A 25,725-nucleotide genomic window follows, 5' to 3' on the forward strand; every position below is an offset into this window, starting at 1 on the left:
CAGCGTACTACGGTGACCGGCTCGTCCTTCGGCATAATGGGTACATACCCCTTGGGGGTATCGACTTCGAGGACACGGAGGTCCACCGATGGCCCAGAACCCGAACCCGCCCCAGCGTCCGACCCCAGCGGAAGCGCTGAGGGCATCTGCATCGCTTCGGCGCGTGGATGAGCGCGGCATCGTCATTGGCCCATGGTCCGACCGGGTGATCCGTGCCAACCGGCTGTACTGGTCATCTCCGCGTCGGCTGCGCCGGGTCTGACCCTTCCGTTCCATCCGTTCCGTTCCTAGGGTCTGTCCGTTCCGTACGGAGAGGAGGGGGAGAGACTTCGTCTCTCTCCCCATCCCTCCCTCACTCATCCGAGACGGTTGAGGCATCCGGTCCCACTCCCTCCATGAACTCGTCCCATTGGGTGCCCTTGAAGAGGCCGAGCCGGGGGCGATGCTTGATCACGTGGTTACTGACCAAGGTGTCCTTGATCAGGGTGAACTCCGGCGCTCGGATCTGGAGCTCGTCCCGCGCGGCCTCGACCTTCACCCCCTCGTGGTCACCCACGTAGGCAGCCACACGCCGTCGCTGTTCGACCGGGTCGCTGGCACTGGTGAGGTCAACGGCCACCACGCCGGGATCGGTGGGCCGCAACTGGAATGGGCCACCTCCTCCGAACTCGTAGTCGAGGATCGCCCGGTCCACGTCGTGCAGGCCCTTGCGGTCCTTGGTCACAGTCAGCCGTCCCATGCCGCGACGCTGGCGGCTGATCGGGCTGATGATCTCGGTGTTGAAGAGGGCGTCTGCGAACGCTCCCTTCCGCTGGCTCCCGATGGGGTCGCGGGACTTCCCCTGCGCCTTGGGCACGTGGTCGATCAGGACGATGACGGCCTGAGGCCACTGACCCTTCATCCACATCGGCATGGAGAGTGCCCATTTGGTGGCGTCCATGTCGCTGTTTGAGTCGAGTCCGGCCATGCCCATGCCCATGCCGATGGAGTCGATCACCACGAGGGACGGCGCAGTGTCCTCAAAGCGGCTCAGGATGAGGGCTCGTGCCGCGTCACTGATCGGGCCGGGCGGTTGGAGGTAGACGACTCGCTGGGCCGTCTCTTGTGTGACTCCGAGTTCGTAGAGCCGGCGCATCGACTCCTTGAAAGACATCTCGTAGTCGATGATCGCGGCACGGTTACCCTTGGCGACCTCTTGGGTGACTCCGACGTAACAGAGCCAGGTCTTGATGCTGGCCCGGTCCCCGAACACGATGTTGATGCCCGGCGCGAAGACGTGGCAGCCGGGCGCGTACTCCAACACGCAGGCCACCGGCTCCGGGGTGTCCGGGTCGAAGGTGTCTCCTGTCACCCCGAACCATGCGTCGGCACTTTCTGCCGCCTGGCTCTCGGTGAACTCGATCAGGGCCTGTTCACGTACCCGGAGCCGGCGAACCTCTCGCTCCACGTCTTGACGGAACTCTCGATCCCCGCCGTACTCGCGCCGGACCCTCGTCCACATCTGCTCCGGTGTTGTCTCGGTGTAGGACGGCACGCATCGCTTGAAGGCGTCTCGAAGGAGAACCAGCGCCTCGTCGTCGTGAACGTTTCGGCTCACAAGCGATGAGGCGTAACGAAACAAGGTGTCGTTCCTCGATCCGTTCGGGATCGTCTCCGGCAGCACGAACGAGGCACGCGACAGATCGAGTTCGACTCCGTTGGAATGCCTGTCACGTCGTGGCAGCCGACTCTTGATCTCCTCTGGGAGCGGTATCGGCTCCACGTCACGTTCCAACCCGTAGACGGCCCCGGTCTCGTGAGTCGAGCCAACTGCGAGGACTTGTGACCCATGCGCCCGCACATCAAGGCCGGGCGCGAAGCCAGGGCGATTGATGAACTCGTCGCGGTCATGCCGGAAGTAGTAGTGCTTCCCCTTCCCTGTCGTGACGGTGTAGGTGCTCGGCACGAAGCCGAAATGCCTCTCGAACGCACCCGGCTCGTCCTCATCAATGACGACCAGACCGGACTTGCCGCAGTCGATCCCGGTGTTCACGTCGCCTGACGGCCACTTCTCGCCCCATTGATCGCGTGGCCGCGACTCGTTCCGCCAGTCGGCCACGATGGGGACCTTCCCGCCAAACTTCACCGGCAGCACGGCCCATTGGCTCGTGTCAGTCACTCCCCACCGCCTCTCGGTAGGCGGCATACGCCGCAACCATCTCGGCGCGGATGCTCTCCGGCGTCACGGTCCGAAGGGCTTCCTGCCGCTCTCGCTCCCGTCGGGCGCGCCGCTCGCCGTGGAAGCAAGGCCGCGAGCAGAAGAACCGCCGCGACCGCGTGACCTTGAACAAGGTCCCGCAGTGTCGGCAGGGCTGCACCTTGTAGTTGATCAGCGCCGGGGCGTGCTCGGCGTTCAGCACGAGGCCGTACCGCCAGTCCGTCATCTGGGCCAGTGGGCGTGTGGCCGCGAACTCGGTTAGGGCACAGACGAACTCGCGCTGGTCGTCTACGCTGAGGGTCTTCTCCTTGGATACGAGCGGGGCGGTGATCATCGGCGGTCACCGCCCTTGCTCGTGCCCTCTGCCTTGTCGATGGTGATCGAGAGCAGTTGGGCCACCTTGTGCACCTGGGCATCGGTCAGCGGCGGCAGCGTCGCCGCAATCTCGACGGCGGCGGCTCGGATCTCTTCCTTGGTCATCACTTGTCACCTCCTCACACGTTCTCGGCCCGAACGACTGGGATGATGCGCGACTTCTCGCCGTAGACCTTGCGACCGTCACGGGCCTTGGTGGCGGGCACCATCTGGAGCATCGCCTCAATCTCGTTGAGGTCAACGCGAATCTGGCGAGGCCCGAACCGGAAGCCGGTGATGTAGCCCTGCCCGATCCAGTTCCGGATCGTGCGGTCGGTGACTTGGAACTTGGCAGCGGCCTGCTGCTGAGTCGCGTACTGGCGACGGATTGTGGTGGACATGATGGCGAACTCCTCGGATGCCGAGTGGTTCGCACGCCCGCTGTTGGTCTGGTGACGGCCTGCTCAGCGTCGGGACCGCGCCCTCTGTGGCGGTCGTACCTCCGGCTGAGCACTCTTCCGGGGGCCTCTCATGGGAGCGGCTCCAGCGCGTGCCTCGTGCGATGAGGGGCGTTGTCGGACAACCTTTTTCCCTCGCTTCCGATTCTATCGGATTGGTGGAACGGTGCCTAGTGGCCGATGGCGTCCCGTAGGGCGCTTCTCCCGCGAGTTCGGTTGCCCGGTGGGGGATTCTGCCCGGTCGCTCGGTTTGGGCGTTCCTGAGCGTTTTCCGCTCGACGGTGGGGGCGTCGCCGTCACTCGTCAGCGGGCGGCAGCCGCAGCGCGTCCAGTCGTCTTGTGTCGAAGTCTCGTTGAGGTCCGTAGGTCCTGTCGGCGGTGGCGAGGTTGATGAGGTCGGCGTCAGTCTCTTGCGGGTCGTCGCCCCACATGGCCCAGAACTTCAGGGCACGGGGTCCGAGTTGGATGGAGTCTGCGTAGAGGTAGAGGTTCGTGTACGAGTAGAACTTGCCCGGCTCTCCGAACGTGCGGATCACTCGTCCTGCTCGTAGGCAGTCATCGAGGGTCAGGCCCGGCGTCTTGTTCCCGAGGACGGTGACGTACCAGTGGGGTGCGCTCTTGGCGTAGGTCTTGGCGAAGGTCCATGTCAGGGTGGGCGCTAGGTCTAGCCACCACCGAAGATCGGCCTTCGACACCCTCACGACTTGTTGCCTCCCAGCGCCGCCATCTCGCTGAGCCTCGCGGCGATCAGCGCGTCTCGATCCATCCCCACGTGCTGGTAGCGGAGAGCCGCTTGTGAGGTCGAGTGGCCGAGTCGGCCCATCAACTCTGCGAGCGTTGCCCCGGTCTGAGCTGCCAGCACCGCCCCGGTGTGGCGGAGGTCGTGGAACCGGAGGTCTGGCCTCTCAGCCTTGGCTCGCGCTGGGTAGTAGACCCTCGCCAGACTCGATTGCCTCAGGTGCTCCTTCGGGTCTTGACGGGAGGGGAACAACAGCCCGTCCGGGCCGGGGGCGGTGTGCTGCAACAGGTGCTCGCGAAGGGCTGGGAGCAGGTGTGGCGGGATCGCCACGTCGCGGATGCCGGCGTCGCTCTTCGGCTCCTTCACGATGAACTTGCCATTGGCGAGTACCACGGCACGTCGAACTCGCAGCACCCCTTCCTTGCTGTCCACGTCCGACCGTCGCAACTCGGTCAACTCACCGAACCGGAGGGCGCACCATGCGGCCAGCAGGATCATGAGTCGGTACCGAGCGGGCATGGCCTCGGTCAGCGCCTCCAACTCGGGGAGGGTCGCCGGTCGCACCTTGTGCTTCCGCTCGGCCTGCCCCGCGCCTCTGATCCTCGCGGGGTTCTGGCTCATGTGGCCCTCATCGACCGCGCTGGCGAGGATCGTCCGCAGCAGTGAGTAGGCCCGCGCTCGATAGGTGGACTTGTCCGAGGGGAGGGCGTCGTACCACTTCTCGACCTGCTCACGGGTGATCGTATGGACCGGGTAGGTCCCGAAGGTGTCGAGGATGAAGCGGTCGAGCAGGTCCTGGTATCCCTCGCGCGTCCGGTCTCCCAGCGCTCGGCCCTTGACCTTGCGGTGTTCCAGCCACGCTGGGGCGTAGTCCCGGAACCGGACCGCCGTGCTCTTCTCGGCCGGGTTGTAGGTGCCTCGACTGATGTCGGCGTGCTGCTGGGCCAACCACATCTCCGCGTCCTTGGCGGTCTGGAAGGTCTTGGACCGGGCGAGACCGTCGGGGTCGAGGAACCGGGCTTGGAACTTCTTCGAGGGCAGGTGCCGCAGCCCCTTGCTGTGGGCCTTCCTCCGGCAGACCGAGCACTTCGCGCTCTTGGGGCGTGCCATCCCGGTCCTTTCCGTTGTGCCAAATACATGCCAAATGGCGTTACCCCTCAGTGTACCTTGTTTCCACTCATTTCCAGACTGTTTCCGCAGGTCAAACGGTGTTTTCGCAGGTTGGGGGAATATACCCGATTCTCTTTCAAACCCAGTATCGCCCACCAGATTTCAGGCCCCAGGCTGGGCTAGGGAAACAGTGAGCCGTCGGGGATTCGCCGTCTCGCTGGTCAAGGAGCCGGTGCTCCACGGGTCAGCGGGTCCACCCAGCGAACGCCGGGGAAGCGGCCGAAGTCGCTGTCGTTTGAATGGATCGTGCCGCCGAATTCGATGGCATAAGCCGCGAGTTGGGCGTCGGTGGTCAGGTTGCCGCCCGTGCCAACCCCCTGAAGCAGACCGAGGGCCAACTCGACGTGCCTGGGGCCGGGAGCCAGGAACCGGGCCTGCGGGCGCAGCAACCACTCTCGGACGTACTCGCCTGCTTGGGCCACGGTCAACGGATGCTCATGAACCCGGCTGCTCGTGCCGAGGCGAACGAAGCCGAAAAGCGCCGGCCCGGTGAGGCCGACATCTTCCGAGCCGCTGAAGATCTCGCTGAGCCACGCCGCCGCCCGGGCATGCAGGGGATATCCGTCGAACACCGCATAGACGAGAACGTTGACGTCGGGCACGATCACGGTGACCGGCCGGCCAGGAGTTCGTCGTCCTCCAGCTCGTCGGCCAGGCGATTCAGGGCGGTCATCTCGACGCCGGCACGCACCCCGGAGCGGTGCGGTCGCACCCGGTAGGGAGCGACGTCGGTGCCCGTCTCGAGCAGCCCACGACGCAGAGCCTCGTTGACCACCTGTTTGAACGACTTGCGCTCGCGATGTTGGGTGTCCTGGACCAGGCGTGCCACATCGTCGTCGAGGGTCACGGTCGTTCGCACCCAGGCATCATAGCATCAGAACCGAAGGCATCATGATGCGTCCGGGGAACCCTCAGCGGATCAGGAAGGCGTTCTCTGTGGTCTCGGTGAACCGCGAGCCATCGCTCCCCCGGACGGTGACGCGCAGGTTCGCGGCCGTGCGGCCGGTGGCCTTCGTGGGGACCGTTAGGGTGGCGGCATACGAACCGGATCCGGTGTCCCGCACGGGGACTGACAGCCATCCCGAGCCGTAGTCGACCTCGGCGGTGACCGAGGCGATGCCCGTCGGAACGCGACGGCCGACCTGAGCGACCTCCAATCTCAGCGTTCGCGAGCCCGCGCTCACGTGCCCGGTCAGGTCGACGGGGAGCCGGTAGCCGAGCGTGACCAGGGGAACCACCCGGCAGGCGCCGTCCAGCGGACACTCCCACCCGGCCGGCAGGGCAGCCGCCGAGCGCAGCGGCTGGGACCAGGTCGAGGTGAGTTTCGTCGACGTGGTGAACGGCGCGCCGCGCCGCGAGACGATCGTGGCCCCGAGGACGCGGGTGTTGGCCGGCAGCGTGAACGGACCGTCGAAACTCGCCAAGTAGTCCTCGCCGGTCGCGACATTGCGCCCATCCGCGGTCAATCGCCAGGTGACGTCGGGGCGGCCGCCGGGACGGTCGGCATACACGATGTGCCAGGGGTAGCTGTCCCCGCGGAAGATGTTCAGCATCAGCTTGTCGCCGAAGACGCAGGCGAAGCAGACCGGTTTGTCCGGAGCGAAGACGTTCGGTGTGCTGAAAATGAACGACGACAGGGGGGCACGCAACCACTCCTCGGTGTAGGAGGTCGGGTGGGGCAGCGGCCGCCACTCCGACTCGACGACCCCGCTCTCCTCGCCGGTCGCGGCGTCGAAGTGGCTGGTCAGGAAGGCCTTGGCGCGGACATCCGTTCCCGTGGAGAGGTATTCCGTGATCCGGCCGGGCGTGTCGACCGGTTCGCCGAAGAACCAGCCGCCCAGGTGATACGGCAAGACGGCGCGTTCATACAGGGAGGTGAGCCCGCCGGCGGGTCCGTGGATGACGCTGGCGACCGTGCTCAGGCTGGAGCGTGGTGTCGTCACCGTGAGGGGTGTGGCCGGAATCGCTCCGGAGCGGACCTCGTTCAGCGCATAGCGTCCATCCGCCGCCCCGGAGCGGGCGTAGGCCAAGGTGTTGTTTTGCAGCAGGATCTCGCCGAGGGCCGGCTTCCGCGTCGGCGTGACGAGCACTCGGGTTTGGCCGTCGCCGGCGGTTCCCAACGACGCGCCGGAGCGTTGCTCACCCGTGCCCACCAGGCGCAACAGCGAGGTCGCGGACCGCACATACTCGACCGGCGCGGCCACGCCGAAGGTGACCGGCGTGGTCGCCGAGCGGATGTCGATCCGGGTCGTCGTGGGGCCGGTCACCGCGAAGTCGGGTGTCATCGCCAGCGAACTCATGCCGGTGGTTGTGTTCAGCTGACTGCCCAGCAGGGTGTAGCGGCCGGCGGGCAGGCTGAGCTTGGTCCGCCCGTTGACGATGAACGCGATGGCGCCGCCCTTGGCTGGGTCGTCGACGGCGAGCGCGATGACGATGTCGTTCAACGGTCGGCCGTCCACGCCCGTGGCCTCGATCGTGACCGTATGCATGGGCCACCGCTGTGCGTTCGCCGCTCCTGCGACGGGACCGGCCACGCGCGCGACCCCAGTGAAGAGGTCCTGGGCGGACCGCGTGCTCAGCTGCCGCCGCAACGCGCGCGCCGAGGCTGGTGTGATAACCCCGCTGCCGCGCGTGCCGGACCGGCTGGTGACCTCGACACCCGGCACGGCGGTGGGGCCGGTGGCCGAGGCATAGTCGATGGTGACTGCCGTGCGGCCGCCGGGACGATCAGCCAGGGCAGTGACGTCGAACAACTCCGGGTCGAAGACCGTGCCAATCACCGGCCGCAAGCTGCGCGGGAAGACGTATGCCCGGCCGCCCACCTGGGCCGTCGCCGCGCCACCCCCACTTACCCCTTCCAGGGCGCCGAGCGCCGATGCACCGGGCACGCTTTTGTCGACGCTGACGCGGCGGCGGTGCGTTCACGCCCGGTAGGGCGGTTGCGCTGACTCCGCCCGCGACTGTTGCGGCCACAGCAGCTACGGCGATGAGACCCCGGATTGCTGCGAATCTATGGACCATGACGCCCCGCTTCCGTGACGGCCAGAACACCCTCCGCGCCATCCTCGGCTCCCATACTCAGTATGTCAAGGTTGTGTCGGGGCGATAGCGTGAGTCGGGTTCGCGTGGGCAGACCGGGGATGGCAGTCTGTGCCCCATGGACCCTGAGGTGAACAAGCAGCGCGTCTTTGACGCCATCGAGGCCTTCAACGCCGGAGACCTCGACGGGTATGTCGCCGGCTACGCCCAAGATGCGATTGTGCACGGGCTGCCGGCCGAGTTCGGCAACTCGCCCGAGGGGCACCGCGGCTTCCTCACCGCGATGATGAGCGCGCTGTCCGGCCTGCGGATCGACACGCGCACGGTCGTTGCCGAGGGCGACACCGTCGCGGTCCACCTGACCTATTCGGGCGTCCACGACGGCGGCCTGTTCCTGGGCGTGCGGCCGACCGGCCGGCAACTGCGCTGGCCGGCCATGGTTTTCCGTCGCTACGACGAGGCTGGCCGCGCCGTCGAGCGGTGGATGATCAGCGACACCGCCGTGCTACGCCACCAGCTCGGCATCGACCAGCCCGCGGGCGAGTAGCCACTCCGGCGGCGCCAGTGGCCGCCGCTCAGCCGTCAAGGGCAACGACGAAGTCCGGCCCGGTCTTCTCCCTGACCTCCTCGACCGTGACCCCCTCGGCGAGTTCGCGCAGGACGAGTCCGTCGTCGGTGACGTCCATGACGCACAGGTCGGTGATGATCCGCTGGACGACCCGTTTGCCGGTGAGCGGCAGGTCGCACTCGGTGACGATCTTGTGCGTGCCGTCCTTGGCCACGTGCTCCATCAAGACGATGACGTGCTTGGCGCCGTGGACCAGGTCCATCGCGCCGCCCATCCCCTTGACCATCTTGCCGGGAATCATCCAGTTGGCGATGTCACCCTTCTCCGAGACCTGCATGGCGCCGAGGATCGCGGCATCGACCTTGCCGCCGCGGATCATCCCGAAGCTGGTGGCGCTGTCGAAGAAGCTGGCGCCCTTGCGCAGCGTCACGGTCTCCTTGCCGGCGTTGATGAGGTCGGGGTCCTCCTCGCCGTCGATCGGATAGGCGCCGACGCCGAGGATGCCGTTCTCCGACTGCAGCACGATCTCGACGTCGTCGTGGACGTAGTTGGGCACCAGGGTGGGCAGCCCGATGCCGAGGTTGACATAGGCGCCGTCGGACAGTTCGTCGGCGGCGCGGGCGGCCATCTGCTCGCGGGTGAGGGCCATGGGTCAGCTCATTTCGGTGGTGGTCGGGCGCGGGCGGACGGTGCGGCGCTCGATGCGCTTCTCGACGGCCTGCTCGGGGGTCAGCGCCAGCACGCGCTGCACATAGATGCCGGGCAGGTGGACCTCGTCGGGATCCAGTTGACCGGGCTCGCACAGGTGCTCGACCTCCGCGATCGTCACCCTGCCGGCCATCGCGCACAACGGGTTGAAGTTGCGCGCCGATTGCCTAAAGACGAGGTTTCCGTGGCGGTCGCCCTTCCAGGCGCGGACGAGACCAAAATCACCGACGATCGCGTGCTCGAGGACGTATTCGCGCTCGCCGTGCCCCATGTCGAACAGCCGCGTCTCCTTGGGCGGCGACGCGACGACCACAGCGCCCTCGCTGTCATAGCGCCATGGCAGGCCGCCCTCGGCGATCTGGGTGCCGCCACCGGTCGCCGTCCAAAATGCCGGTATGCCGCAGCCGCCCGCCCGCATCCGCTCGGCGAGCGTCCCCTGCGGAGTGAGCTCGACCTCCAGTTCACCGTGCAGATATTGCCGGGCGAACTCCTTGTTCTCGCCGACATAGGAGGAGACCATCCGGCGGATCCGCTTGTCGGCCAGAAGGATTCCCAGGCCCCAGTCGTCCACGCCGCAGTTGTTGGAGACGACTTCCAGCTCGCTGATCCCGGCGTCGTGGATCGCCCGGATGAGGACGCTCGGTATGCCGCACAGCCCGAACCCGCCGACGGTCAGCGTCATCCCGTCGGCGATTCCCTCGATGGCGGCAGCAGGCGATGAGACGACTTTGTCCATATGTCGGAGCCTAGTGGCTCGCCTCTACCGTGACGGACCGGCCCTGCGCCCGCCGATGCCCGCCCTGTCGGTCGCTGCCCATAGGGTTGGTGAACCTAACCCCAGGCCGACAAACGTAGACCTAGACCACCCGCGGCCTTGGCCACCACGGTCGTCCCGCGACCCGAGCCGACTTGGAGATCGTCCTGCTCGTTCTGCTTCTCGCCCACGCAGTGGCCGGCGCACTCGCGCCCGCCCTCGTCCGGTGGTGGGGGCGCTGGGCATTCGTCGGGTTGGCCATCGTGCCGGGGTCCGCGGCGATCTGGGCAGGGCTGCGGTTCGGCGCCGCGAGGTCGGGAACGGTCGTCGAGCAACTCACCTGGGTGCCGCAACTCCATCTCGACCTCACCCTGAGGCTGGCACCGTTGCCGCGGCTGATGACCTTGATCGTCGGGGGCGTTGGCGCGCTCGTGCTTGGCTACTGCGCCTGGTACTTCACCGACGACGAACCCGGCCTCGGCCTACTCGCCGGCAGCCTCACCGCCTTTGCCGGGGCCATGCTCGGGCTGGTCTGGGCGGACAATCTGCTGATCCTCTATGTCTTCTGGGAACTGACCACGATCTTGTCCTTCCTGCTGATCGGGCACGATCCGACGAAGCGGGCAGCGCGCGTGGCCGCCACCCAGGCGCTGATCGTCACGACCTTCGGCGGGCTGGCGATGCTCGTCGGGATTCTCCTCCTCGGCGCGCGCAGCGGCAGCTACTCGGTCAGCGCGCTGCTGGCGAACCCGCCTGCGCCCACCGCCACCGTCTCGGTCGCGGTCATCCTGCTGTTGCTCGGTGCGATCTCGAAGTCGGCGCTTTTTCCCTTCCATTTCTGGCTGCCCGGAGCCATGGCGGCCCCCACCCCGGTCAGCGCCTACCTGCACGCCGCGGCAATGGTCAAGGCGGGTGTCTTCCTCGTTGCCCTGCTGGCTCCCGCGCTGGCGCCCGTTCCCGGCTGGCACCTGGTTTTGGGCACCTTGGGCGCGGCGACGATGATTCTCGGCGGCTGGCGCAGCCTGCGGCAGTACGACCTGAAGCTGCTGCTCGCCTACGGGACCGTCTCCCAGCTCGGGTTCCTGCTCGCGGTGCTGGGGATCGGGACCCGGGCAGCCGCCCTGGCGGGCCTGGCAATGATGCTGGCGCACGCCCTGTTCAAGGCGGCCCTCTTCCTCATCGTCGGGATCATCGACCACCACGCCGGGACCCGCGACCTGCGCAAGCTGACCGGCCTGCGACATCGGATGCCGGTCGTGGCGGTCGCGGCGGGGCTGGCGGCGGGCTCGATGGCCGGCATACCGGTCCTGCTCGGCTTTGTCGGGAAGGAAAGCGTGTGGGCGGCCCTGGCCACGGTGGCTGCCGAGGGCGACGGGACCGATTTGCAGGGCGGCCGCGGGTGGTTGCTGCTGGCCGCCCTTGTCCTCGGGTCGGCACTGACCGTCGCCTACTCCGCTCGGTTCTTATGGGGTGCCTTCGCCGACCGCCCGCAGGTGCAAGCCACGGCGACGCCGGTTCCGGTGGGGTTCTGGCTGGTTCCGGCAGTGCTGGCCGGCGCCGGCCTCGTCCTCGGGTTTCTCGGGGCGGCGTTGACCCGCCTCGTCGGCCCCTATATTCGCCAGTTCCCACCCGGCGCCCACGACGAGCCGCTCGCGCTGTGGCACGGGCTCGGGCTGCCGCTGCTGCTCTCTGGGGTCGCCGTGCTGGCCGGACTGGTCCTGTTTGCCACCCGGCACGGGTTCGCCCGCTTCCAGGGAGCCATCTCCATTGGGCCCAACGCCGAGCGTGCCTACCAGAGCGTGATCCGCGCCACCGAGCGCCTGGCCATCGAGGTCACCGGGTTCACCCAGCGCGGTTCCCTAACCGTCTATCTCGGCGTCGCCCTGGTGGTCGTCGTGCTCGTTCCGGGCTATGCGCTGACCCAGGCGTCGGGGGCCATCCGGACGACCTGGTTCGACACGCCGCTGCAGGTCCTCCTGGGGCTGCTCATTGCCGCGGCCGCGGTGGTCACCGTGCGCTCGCGGCGGCGGCTGCGTGCGGTCATCCTCGCCGGCGTCACCGGCTATGGCACCGCGCTGCTGTTTCTCGTCCACGGGGCCCCCGATCTGGCGTTGACCCAGTTGCTCGTCGAGACGGTCAGCCTTGTGGTGTCCGTCCTGGTGCTGCGCCGCCTGCCACCGCACTTCACCGAGCGACCGCTGTTGCGGGCGCGCTACTGGCGGATGCTGATTGCCGCTGCCTTCGCCGTCGCCGTGGCCGGTTTCCTCCTGGTGTCCGCGGGGTCGCGGACGGTGTTGCCGCCGACCACGGACCTCGTAGCCGCCGCCGTCGACTTCGGGTCGGGCTACAACATCGTCAACGTCACCCTCGTCGACGTGCGCGCGTGGGACACCTTCGGCGAGATCTCGGTCCTGCTCGTGGCCGCCACCGGCGTCGCCTCGTTGCTGTTCATCGACACCCGCATCGTGCCGATCCGGCGCGTTCACGAGATCCCCTACCCCGAGGGCGTAGACAAGCTGCCCACCCGTCCGGGCCGCCGCGCCTGGCTGCCCGCCCCGCGCACGTTGGCGCCGGAGAAGCGCTCGATCGTCTTCGAGGTCGTCACCCGGCTGCTCTTCCATACGATCCTGGTCGTCAGCGTCTATCTGTTGTTTGCCGGTCACAACCATCCCGGCGGCGGCTTCGCCGGCGGGCTGGTCGCCGGGACCGCGCTGGTCGTGCGCTATCTCGCCGGGGGTCGCTACGAACTCGACGAGGCGGCCCCGGTCGACGCCGGTATCGTCCTCGGGCTCGGCCTGTTCGTCTCGGCCGTGGCCGCCTTGGCACCGCTCGCCTTCGACGGGCACGTCCTGCAGTCCTTCACGCTGGCGGGCGACCTGCCGCTGTTGGGGCAAGTCAAACTGGTCAGCTCGCTGTTCTTCGACATCGGCGTCTACCTCGTCGTCTTCGGCCTGATGCTCGACCTGCTGCGCAGCCTGGGTGGCGGCATCGACCGGCACATCCGCCGTGAGCAACGTGCCGAGCAGGAGGGCGCCTCGTGAGCGCCAACCTCACCCTGATCCTCACCGCGGCGGTGCTTTCCGGCACCGGCGTCTATCTCATGCTCGAGCGGTCACTGACCCGCGTGCTCGTCGGGCTGATCCTGCTCGGCAATGGCGTCAACATCGGCTTCCTCGTCGCCAGTGGACGCGCCGGCGACCCGCCGCTCGTCAACCGCTACGGCACCGGGACGATCAGCGACCCCCTGCCGCAGGCCTTCGTTTTGACCGCGATCGTCATCACGCTCGGCACCACCGCCTTCCTGCTGGCCATGGCCTATCGCAGCTGGCAGTTGAGCGGCCATGACGACGTCCAGGACGACGCCGAGGACGCGGCGATCCGCCGCCTGGCCGCCACCGACGCCGCCTCGGACAGCTTCGATCTGACGGTCGGGCACTCCGCCGACGATGTCGATGAGGTCTATGCCGAGGAGGGCGAGGACGCCGACGAACTGCCCGCCATCGAGGCAACACTCGCGGACGAGGACGGCGGCGAGAACCGGTGAACGCCCTTGTCCCCATCCCGGTGCTGTTGCCGCTGCTCGGCGCCGGCCTGACCCTCGTCCTGGTCCGCCGCCCGCGGGCACAGCGCGCGGTGAGCGTGGCGGTGCTGACCGCGGTCGTCGGGCTGGCGGCATACCTGCTGTGGCAGGTCGACCGGTCGGGGCCGCTCGGAGTGTGGGTCGGGGGATGGGACCCCCCGCTGGGGATCGCGCTGGTCGCCGACCGCCTCTCGACGCTCATGCTGCTCGTCAGCACGACCGTCGCCCTGGCCGTCCTGGTCTATTCCATCGGCCAGGGCCTGACCGGCGACGCCCACGAGACCCCGGTCTCGATCTATCACCCGACCTTCCTCGTGCTGGTCGCCGGGGTCTCGAACGCCTTCCTTGCCGGTGACCTGTTCAATCTGTTCGTCAGCTTCGAGATGCTGCTGTTCGCCTCCTATGTGCTGCTCACCCTCGGCGGCACCGAGAGCCGCATCCGCGCGGGGACGATCTATGTCGTCGTCAACTTGCTCAGCTCGATGCTTTTCCTCACCTCGATCGCCGCCGTGTATGCCGCGACCGGGACGGTGAACCTGGCCCGCCTCTCCTACGCCCTTGGGGTCCTGTCCGAGCCGCTGGCCTTGCTGCTGCAACTGCTGCTGCTGACGACCTTCGCGATCAAGGCCGCCGTCTTCCCGCTCGGATTCTGGCTGCCCGACAGCTATCCGACGGCGCCCGCGCCGGTGACCGCCGTCTTCGCCGGACTGCTCACCAAGGTCGGCGTCTATGCGATCCTGCGGACCCAGACCCTGCTCTTCCCGCAGCGACCGCTGACCGAGCTGCTGTTGTGGGCGGCCCTGGTCACCATGCTCGTCGGCATCCTCGGCGCCGTCGCCCAGTCGGACCTGAAGCGAATGCTGTCCTTCACGCTGGTCAGCCACATCGGCTACATGATCATGGGCATCGGGCTCGCCACCGTCGGCGGGATTTCCGGCGCGGTCTTCTATGTCGCCCACCACATCACGATCCAGACCGCGCTGTTCTTGGTCCTCGGCCTGCTCGAGCGACGCGCGGGCAGCACCTCGCTCGTGCGGCTGGGCGGGCTGGCCAGAATCAGTCCGGTCATCGCTGTGCTCTATTTCGTCCCCGCGATGAACCTCGCGGGCATCCCGCCCTTGTCCGGCTTCCTCGGCAAGATCGGGCTGCTCAGCGCGGGCGTCGCGGCCGGCACTCCACTCGCCTACGCGCTCGTTGGTGCCGGGGTCGTGACCAGCCTGCTCACCTTGTATACGATGGGCCGGGCCTGGGCGCTCGCCTTCTGGCGCACGCCGGCCCAGGCGCACGAGATGGCGATGGCGCTGATCGAGCACGAACAGGAGACAACGCCGCAGGAACGCCGCGGACCGGCGAACATCTCGGGCCAACGGTGGCAACCGGACGCGTTGCGCGAGGCCGAGGCGATGGCGGCGGCCCGGCGTGGGCGTGCGGAGGAGGCGGGAGAGGACGCCTTCGACGAGGAGGACCACGAGACCCTGCACGAGCGCGAGCTGCGCGGCGCCGACACCCGATTGCCCCGGACCATGCTCGGTGCGGCCGCCGCACTCGTCGCGGTGAGTGTCGCCATCTCCGTTGTCGCCGGCCCCATGTTTGGGTTAACCGGCCGGGCGGCGGCGGATCTGAGCGACCCGGCCGTATATGTCGAGTCCGTGCTCCCCGGAGCGACGCGGTGAGCGGCTCGCAGGCCGCCCGGGCAGCGAGCCGGTTCCGGCCGCGTCGGGTCAACCTCGTCCTCGCCGCCTGGATGACCCTCGTCTGGGCCGCCCTATGGCAGGACCTGTCCGCCTTCACCCTAATTTGCGGCGCGCTCTTGGCCGTCGCCCTGCAGCTGGTGTTCCCCATGCCCCCGGTGCGGTTGGACGGCCGGGTGCGGCCTGGGGCGCTGCTCGGGTTCGTCGGCTACTTCATTGTCCAGGTGTTGTTGTCCAGCCTGCAGGTCTCCCGGCACGTGCTGCGCTTCGGGGCGCAACCGCGCAATGCCGTTCTCGAGGTGGATCTGCGCTCGGAGTCCGACTTCATCCTCACCGCGGTCGCGGTCGTCACCTCGCTCATCCCGGGATCGGTCGTCATCGAGGCGCGTCGCTCGAGCCACACCCTCTACATTCACGCCCTCGGGGTCTGCGATGCCGCTGGCGTCGAACGGGAGCGGGCCCGGACCCTGGACACCGAGGCTCGCCTGATCAGGGCCTTCGGCATCCCGGTGGCCGACCGGGGTAGGGCCCCGTGAGTAGCGTCGTCGTCATCGTCTGCGTCGGCCTGCTCGCCGTGGCGGCGCTGATCCTGCTCGCGCGTGCCACCATCGGCCCTACGGTGCTGGACCGCGCGATCGCCTTCGACGTGCTCGTCGCCGTCACGGTCATTGCCGTTGCCCTACAAGGCGCGGTGCGGCGCAGCACCGACACCTTGGTGATCCTGGTCGTGCTGACCCTGTTGGGATTCATCGGCTCGGTCGCCATCGCCCGGTTCATCGACCCGACCCAGGTGGCTCGCCAGGCTGCGGGCGACGACGAGGGTGAGGACGCGGATGACGGTATGCGAGGCGAGTTGCATTGACCCGGATCCTGGACCTGCTGGCGAACGCGTGCTTCCTGGCCGCCGCTGGCTTGTCGCTGATCTCGGCGATCGGCATGTGGCGCTTCCCGGACCTGCTGACCCGAATGCACGCCGCCGCCAAACCGCAGGTCGTCGGTCTCGGGCTGGCCCTGCTCGGGCTGGCCGTGCGGATCCGGGAGCCATTGCCGATCGTGCTGCTGGCGGTCATCGCGCTCTTCCAAGCCGTCACGACGCCGATTGCCTCACACATGGTGGGGCGGGCCTCCTTCCGCGCCGGTCAGGTGCAGACCGACAACCTGGTCACCGACGAGCTATCGCCGACCTATGGCGATGACGAGCCACGGGGCGCTCCGTGATCCGGCTCCGTGGCCCGACTTCGTGAACCGACCCGCCGCTCACCTCAGGGCCGGAAGAGGACCTCGGCGGCCAGACGCTCGAGCCGGTCTCGGCGTTCGGCCGCGCTGTCGCCAAAACCGACCCCGTCGTTGATGCCGAACGTGTCGAAACCGAGGTCGCGGTAGCGTCCGAGCGCATCTTGCAGTTCTTCGGTGCCACCGACGAGCACGCCCCGGGGAATGTCCTGCTCGAGCCAGTGCCGGCGCTCGGCCGCATCATCGGTATGCACGAGACCGCCTGGACCGAGGTCGTCATCCTGTCCGGGTCGCGGCCGGTGTCCGCGCAGGCTCGCCGGAAGTCCGCCAGTCGGGCGCCGGCCGTCTCGATCCCCGCCCAGGTGCCCCACCCGTCTGCCCAGCGGGCGGTCAGGCGCAGCATCCGCCGCCCGGAGGTCCCCCGCGCCCAGCCCCAGCCCGACCCGGCCGCCGCTGACGTGGTCGGCCTGGATGGCGCGCTTGATCAGCACCACCGGGTGATGCCAGGTCTCGGGGAGACCATCGAGACCAGGCGAACGCGGGGGACGAGCGCGCCGAGAGCGCTCAGGACGCTCCAGCATTCCTGCATCGGCCCCGAATCGGGTGAATCGTCGGCGGTGTTGGGCATCAGGTGGTCGGCGAACCAGATCGCCGCGAAGCCGGCCCGCTCGGCCCAGCGCGCCCGCTCCAGCGTCTCCTGCCACGGCCGGGACGGGCTGGTCCACATCGCGAAATCCACGCTGTCAGCCTAGGCTCGCTCAGGCGGCCGCGAGGTGTTTTCGCCCGGTCAGGAACGCCAAGCCGTACAGCAGCGCCACGATCACGAGTAGGGAGTTGAAGCCGAGGATCAGCGAGAGGTATTCGAGCGCGCCGCCGACCATCGCGCCCAGCAGGTTGGCGCCGAAGGCCACGGTCGTGTCACCCACCTGCCGGAAGCGCACGGCAAAGACGAGGTTGGCCAGGAAGATCGGCGCGAAGGCGATCGCTACGCCCGCGGCGAACCGCACTCCCAGCGGCAGGTCGAGCAGCCAATCGCTGGGCACCGCCCAGGCGAGCCCGAGGGCGGCGAGCAGCGCGGCATACAGCAGCAGCGGGCGCCGGATCGAGACCCGGCGGGCGACCTCGATCGCGAGCAGCACCGAGAGCAACACGCCGGCAAAGACGGCGGCGTTGACCACCCAGGTCGTGCCGAACAGCAACGCGAACTGGACGACGTTCTTGGTCTCCAACAGCAAGAACGCGCCGCCCATGAAGAACAGGTCGGCATACGCCCGGATGCCGCGTAGCGGTCCGCCGGCGATGCGCACCGCGGCGATCGAAGCGATCAGGATGAGCGCGAGCATCTTCAGATAGAAGGCCGGGATCGTGCGGGTGCCGAGATACGGAAAGGGACGGTCGTCGACCGACGGCTCCAGCGCAGTGGGGCTGCCCTTCCAGGTGGTCGTGCAGCCGCCAGTGGAAGCGTCCGTGCGCAGCGTGAGCACCGCTTGAGTGCGGTTGCCGTGGGTCGGCCCGAGTTGCACGCAGGGCGCGGCGGCATAGACCGTGGCAATGGTGTTGGCGTAGCGGTCGAGCAGCCACGGCTCGTAGTAGTTGTACATCGCGAACGTCCCGTCGGCGGTGAGCAACTCGCGGGCGCGGGTGAGTGCCTGGGTGGTGAACAGGTAGTTCTCCAGCCGCAGCGCCGACTGGCCGGTGACGATCGTCGCGGAATCGGGCAGGGCAAAGAGGATCAAGTCATAGTGGCGTTTCGTGCGCTGCATGAAGGCCCGGCCGTCGTCGACGTGGACGTGGACCCGGGGATCGGCATACGGACGCTCGGGGTGGCGGGCGCGGCCGATCTCGACCAGCGCCGGATCGATCTCGACCGCATCGACCCGCTTGGCGCCTTGGGCGAGCGCGACCGCGACGTCATTGCCGGTGCCCGCGCCGATCACCAGGACATCGTCGTGCGGGCCGGCATAGGTGTAGGGGTAGAGATAGAACGGGGAGTCCTTGCGGATGTCGGCCACGCTCGCCGAGGTCTGCAGCGGGGTGTTGTTGACGTCGATCCGCACGTTGCCGCCGGGAGCGTCGCGGACCTGGATCTTGTAGTAGGGCGACCACTGGTAGGACCCGGCGAACGACTCCACCCCCAGCAGCCCGACGACGACAGCGAGGGCGGCAACGTGAAGTATCCGCAGCCGGCGGCCCAGCAGGAGCGCCAGGGTGAGCGCGGCGAGCGACCCCCACGCCAGCGGCGGCAGGCGCAGGAAGGACAGGCCGGTCAGGGTGAGGATGCCAGTGAGGCTGCCGAGGATGTCGAAGCGATAGGCATCCAGCGCCGCGAACCGGGCGAAGGTCCGTGCGGTCTCCTGCGCGATCGCCATCAGGCTCGCCGCGGTGAGCGCAAAGATCACCGACAGCGACAGCCACCGCGGCAGCGGCCCCATCCCGAAGCCGCCGACCAGGGCCCAGCCGCGGTCGTTGGTCAGGCCGGTGCGCACCGGAAACGCGAGCACGAAACCGACGAGCAGCGCCAGCAGCAGGGGAGCCCACGGGAGCAGGTCCGGACCGCGGGTGCCACGCAGGAAGCCCACCCCGATGCCGAGGAAGCTGGCCAGCAGCACGAAGTTGGTCAGGTGGACGAGGTAGAGGTTGTTCGAGGAGGTCCAGCGGATCAGCGCCAACTCGACAAACAGCATCAACGCGCTGGCCAGGACCAGACGCGCCCGGGGGCCGGGAAAGCCAGAAGTCACTCGTGCGACTCTGCCACGCGCTCGGTTCGCCGGGCTTTAGGCTGGCCGGTATGCCGAGTGCCCCTCTGCGCGAGATCCCCAGGGTGCGAGCCTTCCCGCTGCTCTGGCCGGTGCAAACCCGGTGGGTGGACAACGACATGTTCGGCCATCTCAACAACGCGGTCTATTACTCCTTGTGGGACACCGCGATCAACGCGTGGATGGCTCGGGACGGGGGCGCCGACCCGATGGCCGATACGGTCATCCCGGTCGTCGCCGAGTCCTCCTGCCGCTATCTGGGCGAACTCGCCTATCCCGCGGATCTCGTCGTCGGCATCGGGGTCGAGCGGCTCGGCACCTCGTCGGTGACCTTCGCCCTTGCCCTGTATGCCGCCTGCGCGGGTCCCGACGATCCCGTCGCCGCGGCCGGACGCTGGGTGCACGTCTACGTCGATCGGATCACCCGCCGGCCGGCGGCGATCCCGCCGACGGCGCGGGCGGCATACGAGCTCCTCGCGGGCCCGGTGAGCAGCGAGGCGGAGCCGCGGTGATCGTGCGTGATTCCTCGGCGGCGCCCGCGCCGGACGGGGCCCCGGCGGGCCGCCACGCTGGCCTCGTGGCTCGGCTCGTGAGCGGGCCGGTGCACGTCGTCCTCGACTCGCCAGTGGGGCCGCTGACGGTGGTGGCCGAGGACGAAGCGGTCATCGGGATCTATTTCGCCGGTCACCGGCGGCGCCATCCGCTGCCGCCGGCCGGGCTGGCGCTGCCCGCAGAGCCGGTGCTGCAGGACACCGCCGGTCAGCTCGCGGAGTACTTCGCGGGCCGGCGCAGGGCATTCGACCTCCCGCTGGCTCCACGTGGAGATGCCTTCCAGCAGGACGTCTGGGCGCTGCTGCAGGACATTCCCTACGGCAAGACCCGCTCCTATGGCGACCTCGCCGCCGCGCTGGGACGGCCGGGCGCGGCGCGGGCGGTAGGCGCCGCAAACGGCGCCAACCCGATCAGCATCGTGATCCCCTGCCACCGGGTCGTCGGCGCCGATGGGACACTGACCGGCTACGCCGGTGGCCTGGATCGCAAGCGCTTCCTGCTCGACCTCGAGCGTCCTCCGCCAGGCGACGACGGGCGCCTGTTCTGACCGGACAGGCGCTGTCTCGGCCGCGCAGTAGTGGGGCGGGGTCCCACGCGTTGCATGGGAGCGGAAGACTTCGCGGGGTTGCTTAGAGCAGGTCGCCGTCGAAGGAGGGGTCCTTGACCAGGTCGTCGTCGGTGGCCATCGGGTCCTTGCCGGCATCCATGGCCTCGATCGCGGCTCGCACGCCCTGGCCGTATGCCGCGTCGGCCTGTGTGCAGTTGTGGATGTGCCGCTCGATCGTCTCCCGGGAGGCCCTGGTGATCGCCCGGGCGGTGTTCTCGAAGAGGCGCTGCTTCTCGGCGTCGGTGTAGGTCCGGAACAGGGCGCCCGGCTGGCCGAAATAGTCGTCGTCGTCTTCGCGGAAGTTGAACCGGTCGGCGAACGGGTCGATTGCCAGGCCCGGCTCGCGGAAGTCCGGTTGCTCCTGCCAGCGTCCGTAGCTGTTGGGTTCGATGCCGGGCGTGGGCTCGGAGGCCAACCGCATCGCGCCGTCGCGGTGGTAGGAGTTGGTCATCGGGCAGCCGTGCGGGCTGTTGACCGGGATCTGATGGTGGTTGACCCCGAGGCGATAGCGCTGGGCGTCGCCATACGAGAAGAGCCGGCCCTGCAGCATCCGGTCAGGAGAGAAGCCGATCCCGGGGACGACATTGGCGGGGGAGAAGGCCGCCTGCTCGACCTCGGCGTGATAGTTCTCCGGGTTGCGGTTCAGCACAAACTCGCCGACCTCGATGAGGGGATAGTCGGCCTTGGGCCAGACCTTGGTCAGGTCGAACGGGTGGTAGGGCACCGTCATGGCGTCCTGCTCCGGCATCACCTGCACGAACATGGTCCAGCGCGGGAAGTCGCCCGCCTCGATCGCCTCGAACAGGTCGCGCTGGGAGTGTTCGCGGTCGCCGGCAATGATCTCGCCTGCCTCGGCGTCGGTGAACGCCTTTAGGCCCTGTTGGCTGCGGAAGTGGAATTTGACCCAATGCCGCACGCCCTCGCGCGTATAGAAGGAGAAGGTGTGGCTGCCGAAGCCATTCATGTGCCGGTAGCCCGCAGGGATGCCTCGGTCGGACATGACGATCGTGACCTGGTGGAGCGCCTCCGGCAGATTGGTCCAGAAGTCCCAGTTGTTCTCCGGATTGCGCAGATTGGTCTTGGGGTCACGCTTGACGGCGTGGTTGAGGTCGGGGAACTTCAGCGCGTCGCGGAAGAAGAAGACCGGGGTGTTGTTGCCGACGACATCCCAGTTGCCCTGGTCGGTGTAGAACTTCAACGCGAAACCGCGGATGTCGCGCTCGGTGTCAGCGGCGCCGCGCTCCCCGGCGACGGTGGAGAAGCGGCCGAACATCTCGGTCTGCTTGCCGACCTCGGCGAAGATGCTCGCGCTCGTGTACTGGGTGATGTCGTGCGTCACCGTGAACGTGCCGTGCGCTCCGGAGCCCTTGGCGTGCATCCGCCGCTCCGGGATGACCTCGCGGTCGAAGTGCGCCAGCTTCTCCAGGAACCAGACGTCCTGCAACAGCATGGGGCCGCGGGCGCCGGCGGTCAGGCTGTTCTGATTCTCCCAGACGGGGGCGCCAGCGACGGTGGTCAGTGGCGCGGTGTTGCCGGGGTCCTGGCGAGGTCCTTCGACGGTCATGTGGGTGCTCCGATCGGGCGGGTGCGGTCGGTTCCAATCAATCACCTGAAGTGGAATCAGTCAAGAAAGGACAACGCTGCCCCCGCCGATGCGGGGGCAGCGTGGGGTTCGGTCGACCGGGGGTGCTCAGGGCTTGGCGAGCACCGGAACGGCGAACACGGAGGTGTTGCCGGCCGCGTCGGTGGCGGTGGCGGTGATCGGCGTGCCGCCCGGCTGGCCGGTGTTAGCCGACCAGTTCCCGGCCGCATTGGCGGTGACCGTGCTCAGGTAGGTCTTGCCCATCTTGCCGGTCTTGGTGGCCGCCACGAACACCTCGATCGTGCAGTTGCTGCAGGCCGTGCCGGAGACCATGCCGCCGGCCTGGGCGGTGATCGTCGGCGGCTGGATGTTGTCCTGGACGAGCGCGGCGCTGGTGCCCCAGGTGAACTGGATGCCGGTGCCAGCCCAGGTGCTGTTGCGCGAAATAGTGTTCTCGTGGGTCTCCTGCTCGGGACCGGACGGGTTGTAGCCCTTGGACGTGATCCGGATGCCGACCGGGTTGTTGGCGACGTGGTTCTGCTTGATCAGCAGGCCATATGGGCCGCGCTGGACGTCGATTCCCGCCGTACCATTGCGACCCGCCGCACCCGAGGGGGTCACGCCCACCCAGTTGTCCTGGATCGTGACGTGGTTGTGGCCCTTGTCGATCAGGATGCCGCCGCGGCCGTTGGAGACCACGACGTTGCCCGTGGCGGAGTTGTCGTGTGGCAGGCCTTCGGCGACGGCGGCATTGGTGCAGCCCCCGGGGTTGGGCCGGGCCGGGTCGCCGCAGAACTTCGGGCCCTCGAAGCGGATTCCGAACTTGACATTGCCGGAGTAGCCGGTGACGTTGCCGAACGGGTCGGTGCCGATGAGGTTGCCGTTGACGACATTGTCGTGAGTGTTGCTGCCGTGGGAGACCTCGACGCCCGCGCCGCGGTTGGCCGACAGGACGTTGCCCTCGTTGGCGCCGAGGCCGCCGACGAAGTTGCCGCTGGTGTAGTTGATGTCGACGCCCTGGGAGCCATTGCTCAGGGCCGCTGTGCCCGCGGGGTTGAGGCCCATGATGTTGTTCTGGATGTAGTTGCCCGAGGTCGGGGCGAAGGACAACGTCACCGCCCGGTGACCGCATCCGGAGAAGACGTTGCGATCGGCCAGCGCCGGCGTGCCGATGTGGTTGCCGCTCGGGCCCCGGTCCAAGACCATGCCGAGGCTCTTGGTGTGCGTGCTCGGGTACTTATAGGTGCCGGCCGCATTGGTGCAGATGTAGTTGCCGACGATGTCGTTGTTGTCCGCGGCGTTCCCGGACAGGGCTAGGTGCTTGGCGAACAGGTAGATCGACAGCCCGCGGATGGTGTTGTTGGGGGTGGTGATCGAGAGCCCGTCGAAACCGTTGGGGCCTTTGCCCTTGATCTCGATCATGATCGAGGCATTGCTGATCTTGGCGGCCGTGTTGGGGCTGGCCCCGGGCTGGGTGTATCCGTCGATCGTGGTCCCGGCCGGGTTGGTCAGTCCGGGAAGCTTGGTCGCCGGGGCGATCGTCTTGACGCCGCCTCCCGGGATGTTGAAGTCGATCTCGGCGTGACCGCTCGCGCGGCCGGCCTCGGTGAGCGCGGCGCGCAGGGTGCACACATTGGTCGACGTCTTGCACAGGCCGTCGTTCGCGCTGTCGGGCGCATCCGCGGTGGAGTTGACGACGAAGGTGGCGACGGGAGCGGCGGTTGCCGCAGGCGCCAGGGCAGGGCCGACGCCAACCGACACCGCGGCAGTGGCGGTCGCGAGCAGGCCCGCGCGGACGGTTTTGAACATACGAAACTCCATAGCTGGTGAAACGGGTCCCCCCGGACGGCACACTCCGGCCCGCCGCGAAGTATTGCACGCGATTCTGTGGGGAACAACCGGCGCCCACGAGGAATCGAGTCCACGAGGAACCGAAGGGGGCCGCCCGATCGGCGGCCCCCTCCCGTGCTGGTGGATCGGATCAGCTGGTCAGCGCAGCGTCACCGGGGCCTGGAACTGCGAGGTGTCCTTGGTGCTACTGATGGCCACCCCCGTGATGCGCGACCCGGCGGGAGCAGATAGTGCGGTCGTGCTGAAGCTCCCTGAGCTGCTCGCGGTCACCGTGGAGACCAGGGTCTTGCCCGCTTTGACGCTGCTGCCGGAAGCAACGAACAGCTCGACGGTGCAGCCGCCGCATGCCTTGCCCGTGATCTTGCGACCTCCGGCGGCCGTCAGCGACGGTGGCTTGATTCCGTCCTGGACCAGAGCCGGGTTGTTGAAGTTGAATTGGATGCCCGTCGTGACGTTCCACATGCTGTTGCGCGAGATGAGGTTGTCATAGGTGCGCTGCTCCTTGCCAGTGGGCGATCCCCCGAGCGAAGAGATTTGCACCGCGAAGCCGGTGTTGGCGATCCGGTTGTTCGTGATCTTCAGGCCGTAGGGGCCACGCTGGACGATGATGCCGCCGGTGTTGTTGCCCGCGTTGGCGCCGCTGCGGGTCACGCCGATGTAGTTGTCGAGGATCTGGACCCGGTTGTGGCCCTTGTCGACGAAGATGCCGCCGTGCCGGTTGGACACGATGACGTTGCCGCGTGCGACGTTGTTGTGGGGGAGCCCCTCGGCGACTCCGGCGTCGGTGCATCCGGACGGGTTGGCCTGGCCGGTGCGACCGCAGTGGTAGGGACCCTCGAACCGGATGCCCCACTGGCCGTTGCCGGCGTAGGACGCCGACCCTCCGCTCGGGGTGGCGCCGATCAGGTTGTTCTCAAACTTGTTGTCATGGTTGCCCATGCCGTGGGAGTCCTCGGCACCCGACCCGCCGTTGCCGGACATGACGTTTCCGGTGATCAGGTTGTTCGAGGTGTAGTTGATGTCGATGCCGTTGGACTTGTTGGCGAGCGCCCGCGTGCCACTGGGGGCCAGCCCGACGAGGTTGTTCCGGATCGTGTTGTTGACCGTGGGCAAGAACGACAGGTTGACCCCACGGTTGCCACAGCCGGAGACGACATTGCGGTCGCCCACCGCGTCGGTGCCGATTTGGTTGTTGCTCGGCCCGTTGTGCAAGAAGACGCCCATCTGGCCGGAGCCCGAACCGGAGAACGTGCCTGCGGCGTTGGTGCAAACGAAGTTGCCGACGACCTTGTTGTTGTCGGCGTCATTGCCGGTCAGGCGGATCTGGGCGGCGAAGTTGTAGACCGCCAGCCCCCGGATCACGTTGTTGTCCTTGGTCACCGTGAGCCCGTCGAAGGTCTTGGGGCCCTTGCCCTTGAGCTCGATGAGGATCCGGGCGTTGCTGGCGGTCGACGAGCTGTTCGCGCGCGAGCCCGGCTGGGAGTAGCCGTTGATCGTGATGCCGCTGGCGTTGGCGACCGCAGGCAGCCGCTTGCCGACGTTGATCGTCTTGACGCCGCTGCCGGAGATGTTGAAGTTGATCGTGACCGGCTGGCCGGTCCAGTTCGCCTCCATCAGCGCGGCCCGCAGGGTGCAGACGTTGCCGGAGGTGCGGCACTGGCCGTTCTTGCCCGAGTCGGCCGCGTCTCCGGTGCTGTTGACGGTGAATGTGACGGCCGGTGCGGCGCTGGCCGGGGCATTCGCGGCGATGGCGAGGGCAGCCACGGCAGCCGGAATGGTGCCGATGGCGGCCAGGCGGCGTGCGCCGCCGCTGAAAAATCGTCGATTGAGCATAGTTGAGAGGCTCCGCTCGTGTTCGGTGTCGTCCCCAGTCCCCTGACGTGGGG

The 25,725-nt window shown here is 67.9% G+C and carries 26 protein-coding genes; 9 read left to right on the forward strand and 17 right to left on the reverse strand.

Annotation, left to right across the window (positions count from 1 at the left end):
* Window positions 1-352: 352 nt before the first annotated feature.
* From V9G19_RS05855 to V9G19_RS05895, 9 genes are all read right to left on the reverse strand, one after another.
* Window positions 353-2,158 carry a bifunctional DNA primase/polymerase gene (locus V9G19_RS05855; protein WP_462284547.1) on the reverse strand — a complete coding sequence of 602 codons (1,806 nt, stop codon included), beginning with the start codon at window positions 2,156-2,158 and terminating at the stop codon, window positions 353-355.
* Complete coding sequence (locus tag V9G19_RS05860) at window positions 2,151-2,531, reverse strand: hypothetical protein (protein ID WP_462284548.1); 381 nt, start codon at window positions 2,529-2,531, stop codon at window positions 2,151-2,153. The genes V9G19_RS05855 and V9G19_RS05860 overlap by 8 nt, the downstream gene beginning before the upstream one ends.
* Entirely contained in the window at window positions 2,528-2,677 is a 150-nt protein-coding gene (locus tag V9G19_RS05865) for a hypothetical protein (RefSeq protein WP_462284549.1), read from the reverse strand. The genes V9G19_RS05860 and V9G19_RS05865 overlap by 4 nt, the downstream gene beginning before the upstream one ends.
* A gap of 14 nt (window positions 2,678-2,691) precedes the next feature.
* Window positions 2,692-2,952: a hypothetical protein gene (locus V9G19_RS05870; protein WP_462284550.1), complete on the reverse strand. Its 261-nt coding sequence runs from the start codon at window positions 2,950-2,952 to the stop codon at window positions 2,692-2,694.
* A gap of 353 nt (window positions 2,953-3,305) precedes the next feature.
* Entirely contained in the window at window positions 3,306-3,710 is a 405-nt protein-coding gene (locus tag V9G19_RS05875) for a hypothetical protein (protein ID WP_462284551.1), read from the reverse strand.
* On the reverse strand, window positions 3,707-4,858 hold the full coding sequence (locus tag V9G19_RS05880) for a tyrosine-type recombinase/integrase (protein WP_462284552.1): 1,152 nt from the start codon (window positions 4,856-4,858) through the stop codon (window positions 3,707-3,709). Before V9G19_RS05880 ends, V9G19_RS05875 begins: the two co-directional genes overlap by 4 nt.
* A 221-nt stretch (window positions 4,859-5,079) precedes the next feature.
* Entirely contained in the window at window positions 5,080-5,526 is a 447-nt protein-coding gene (locus V9G19_RS05885; protein ID WP_462284553.1) for a TA system VapC family ribonuclease toxin, read from the reverse strand.
* Complete coding sequence (locus tag V9G19_RS05890) at window positions 5,523-5,777, reverse strand: hypothetical protein (protein ID WP_462284554.1); 255 nt, start codon at window positions 5,775-5,777, stop codon at window positions 5,523-5,525. The genes V9G19_RS05885 and V9G19_RS05890 overlap by 4 nt, the downstream gene beginning before the upstream one ends.
* Before the next feature lie 52 nt (window positions 5,778-5,829).
* Window positions 5,830-7,806, reverse strand: a complete 1,977-nt coding sequence (locus V9G19_RS05895) for a hypothetical protein (protein WP_462284555.1) — start codon at window positions 7,804-7,806, stop codon at window positions 5,830-5,832.
* A 281-nt stretch (window positions 7,807-8,087) separates the two neighbouring features.
* Here V9G19_RS05895 and V9G19_RS05900 point away from each other — a divergent pair, with 281 nt between their 5' ends.
* Entirely contained in the window at window positions 8,088-8,504 is a 417-nt protein-coding gene (locus V9G19_RS05900; RefSeq protein ID WP_462284556.1) for an ester cyclase, read from the forward strand.
* Window positions 8,505-8,532: 28 nt separating this feature from the next.
* Here the strand turns inward: V9G19_RS05900 and V9G19_RS05905 are convergent, their stop codons facing one another.
* Both V9G19_RS05905 and V9G19_RS05910 read right to left on the reverse strand, forming a co-directional pair.
* A complete protein-coding gene (locus V9G19_RS05905) occupies window positions 8,533-9,174 on the reverse strand; it encodes a CoA transferase subunit B (protein WP_462284557.1) in 642 nt (213 codons plus the stop codon).
* Window positions 9,175-9,177: 3 nt separating this feature from the next.
* The gene (locus V9G19_RS05910) at window positions 9,178-9,969 is read right to left on the reverse strand and encodes a CoA transferase subunit A (protein ID WP_462284558.1); all 792 of its coding nucleotides are present in this window, start codon (window positions 9,967-9,969) and stop codon (window positions 9,178-9,180) included.
* A 173-nt stretch (window positions 9,970-10,142) separates the two neighbouring features.
* Here V9G19_RS05910 and V9G19_RS05915 point away from each other — a divergent pair, with 173 nt between their 5' ends.
* From V9G19_RS05915 to mnhG, 6 genes are read left to right on the forward strand one after another with little or no spacing between them, the layout of a single operon-like run.
* The gene (locus V9G19_RS05915; protein ID WP_462284559.1) at window positions 10,143-13,028 is read left to right on the forward strand and encodes a Na+/H+ antiporter subunit A; all 2,886 of its coding nucleotides are present in this window, start codon (window positions 10,143-10,145) and stop codon (window positions 13,026-13,028) included.
* On the forward strand, window positions 13,025-13,531 hold the full coding sequence (locus V9G19_RS05920) for a Na(+)/H(+) antiporter subunit C (protein WP_462284560.1): 507 nt from the start codon (window positions 13,025-13,027) through the stop codon (window positions 13,529-13,531). The genes V9G19_RS05915 and V9G19_RS05920 overlap by 4 nt, the downstream gene beginning before the upstream one ends.
* Window positions 13,528-15,240 (forward strand): Na+/H+ antiporter subunit D, encoded by a 1,713-nt coding sequence (locus V9G19_RS05925; RefSeq protein WP_462284561.1) that lies wholly within the window; start codon window positions 13,528-13,530, stop codon window positions 15,238-15,240. Before V9G19_RS05920 ends, V9G19_RS05925 begins: the two co-directional genes overlap by 4 nt.
* Complete coding sequence (locus tag V9G19_RS05930; protein WP_462284562.1) at window positions 15,237-15,794, forward strand: Na+/H+ antiporter subunit E; 558 nt, start codon at window positions 15,237-15,239, stop codon at window positions 15,792-15,794. Before V9G19_RS05925 ends, V9G19_RS05930 begins: the two co-directional genes overlap by 4 nt.
* Complete coding sequence (locus V9G19_RS05935; RefSeq protein WP_462284563.1) at window positions 15,791-16,120, forward strand: monovalent cation/H+ antiporter complex subunit F; 330 nt, start codon at window positions 15,791-15,793, stop codon at window positions 16,118-16,120. The genes V9G19_RS05930 and V9G19_RS05935 overlap by 4 nt, the downstream gene beginning before the upstream one ends.
* On the forward strand, window positions 16,117-16,476 hold the full coding sequence (gene mnhG, locus V9G19_RS05940; RefSeq protein ID WP_462284564.1) for a monovalent cation/H(+) antiporter subunit G: 360 nt from the start codon (window positions 16,117-16,119) through the stop codon (window positions 16,474-16,476). The genes V9G19_RS05935 and mnhG overlap by 4 nt, the downstream gene beginning before the upstream one ends.
* Before the next feature lie 44 nt (window positions 16,477-16,520).
* Here mnhG and V9G19_RS05945 read toward each other — a convergent pair whose 3' ends face one another.
* Genes V9G19_RS05945 through V9G19_RS05955 form a run of 3 tightly spaced genes read right to left on the reverse strand, consistent with a single transcriptional unit; the run spans window position 16,521 to window position 19,229 of the window.
* Complete coding sequence (locus V9G19_RS05945; RefSeq protein WP_462284565.1) at window positions 16,521-16,982, reverse strand: hypothetical protein; 462 nt, start codon at window positions 16,980-16,982, stop codon at window positions 16,521-16,523.
* Window positions 16,976-17,230, reverse strand: a complete 255-nt coding sequence (locus V9G19_RS05950) for an LLM class flavin-dependent oxidoreductase (protein ID WP_462284566.1) — start codon at window positions 17,228-17,230, stop codon at window positions 16,976-16,978. Before V9G19_RS05950 ends, V9G19_RS05945 begins: the two co-directional genes overlap by 7 nt.
* A 19-nt stretch (window positions 17,231-17,249) precedes the next feature.
* A complete protein-coding gene (locus tag V9G19_RS05955) occupies window positions 17,250-19,229 on the reverse strand; it encodes a spermidine synthase (RefSeq protein ID WP_462284567.1) in 1,980 nt (659 codons plus the stop codon).
* A 50-nt stretch (window positions 19,230-19,279) separates the two neighbouring features.
* On the opposite strand from V9G19_RS05955, the gene V9G19_RS05960 reads away from it, so the two are divergent.
* Together V9G19_RS05960 and V9G19_RS05965 are read left to right on the forward strand one after the other, a co-directional pair.
* On the forward strand, window positions 19,280-19,759 hold the full coding sequence (locus V9G19_RS05960) for an acyl-CoA thioesterase (RefSeq protein WP_462284568.1): 480 nt from the start codon (window positions 19,280-19,282) through the stop codon (window positions 19,757-19,759).
* Window positions 19,760-19,824: 65 nt separating this feature from the next.
* Window positions 19,825-20,346: a methylated-DNA--[protein]-cysteine S-methyltransferase gene (locus V9G19_RS05965; protein WP_462284569.1), complete on the forward strand. Its 522-nt coding sequence runs from the start codon at window positions 19,825-19,827 to the stop codon at window positions 20,344-20,346.
* Window positions 20,347-20,428: 82 nt separating this feature from the next.
* Here V9G19_RS05965 and V9G19_RS05970 read toward each other — a convergent pair whose 3' ends face one another.
* The 3 genes from V9G19_RS05970 to V9G19_RS05980 all read right to left on the reverse strand — a co-directional run bounded on the left by V9G19_RS05970 (window position 20,429) and on the right by V9G19_RS05980 (window position 25,672).
* Window positions 20,429-21,970, reverse strand: a complete 1,542-nt coding sequence (locus V9G19_RS05970) for a catalase (RefSeq protein WP_462284570.1) — start codon at window positions 21,968-21,970, stop codon at window positions 20,429-20,431.
* Between the two features lie 126 nt (window positions 21,971-22,096).
* A complete protein-coding gene (locus V9G19_RS05975) occupies window positions 22,097-23,797 on the reverse strand; it encodes a CSLREA domain-containing protein (protein WP_462284571.1) in 1,701 nt (566 codons plus the stop codon).
* Between the two features lie 180 nt (window positions 23,798-23,977).
* Complete coding sequence (locus V9G19_RS05980; protein ID WP_462284572.1) at window positions 23,978-25,672, reverse strand: right-handed parallel beta-helix repeat-containing protein; 1,695 nt, start codon at window positions 25,670-25,672, stop codon at window positions 23,978-23,980.
* Between the last annotated feature and the right edge of the window lie 53 nt (window positions 25,673-25,725).

It is taken from the genome of Nostocoides sp., from assembly GCF_037045025.1.
Taxonomy (GTDB): domain Bacteria; phylum Actinomycetota; class Actinomycetes; order Actinomycetales; family Dermatophilaceae; genus Nostocoides_A.

What these genes read in the sequence shown, in the direction of transcription:
- V9G19_RS05910 (WP_462284558.1), bottom strand. Translation starts at nt 9,969, where the DNA reads ATGGACAAAGTCGTCTCATCGCCTGCTGCCGCCATCGAGGGAATCGCC.
- V9G19_RS05905 (WP_462284557.1), bottom strand. Translation starts at nt 9,174, where the DNA reads ATGGCCCTCACCCGCGAGCAGATGGCCGCCCGCGCCGCCGACGAACTG.
- V9G19_RS05860 (WP_462284548.1), bottom strand. Translation starts at nt 2,531, where the DNA reads ATGATCACCGCCCCGCTCGTATCCAAGGAGAAGACCCTCAGCGTAGAC.
- V9G19_RS05880 (WP_462284552.1), bottom strand. Translation starts at nt 4,858, where the DNA reads ATGGCACGCCCCAAGAGCGCGAAGTGCTCGGTCTGCCGGAGGAAGGCC.
- V9G19_RS05970 (WP_462284570.1), bottom strand. Translation starts at nt 21,970, where the DNA reads ATGACCGTCGAAGGACCTCGCCAGGACCCCGGCAACACCGCGCCACTG.
- V9G19_RS05865 (WP_462284549.1), bottom strand. Translation starts at nt 2,677, where the DNA reads ATGACCAAGGAAGAGATCCGAGCCGCCGCCGTCGAGATTGCGGCGACG.
- V9G19_RS05980 (WP_462284572.1), bottom strand. Translation starts at nt 25,672, where the DNA reads ATGCTCAATCGACGATTTTTCAGCGGCGGCGCACGCCGCCTGGCCGCC.
- V9G19_RS05975 (WP_462284571.1), bottom strand. Translation starts at nt 23,797, where the DNA reads ATGTTCAAAACCGTCCGCGCGGGCCTGCTCGCGACCGCCACTGCCGCG.
- V9G19_RS05870 (WP_462284550.1), bottom strand. Translation starts at nt 2,952, where the DNA reads ATGTCCACCACAATCCGTCGCCAGTACGCGACTCAGCAGCAGGCCGCT.
- V9G19_RS05960 (WP_462284568.1), top strand. Translation starts at nt 19,280, where the DNA reads ATGCCGAGTGCCCCTCTGCGCGAGATCCCCAGGGTGCGAGCCTTCCCG.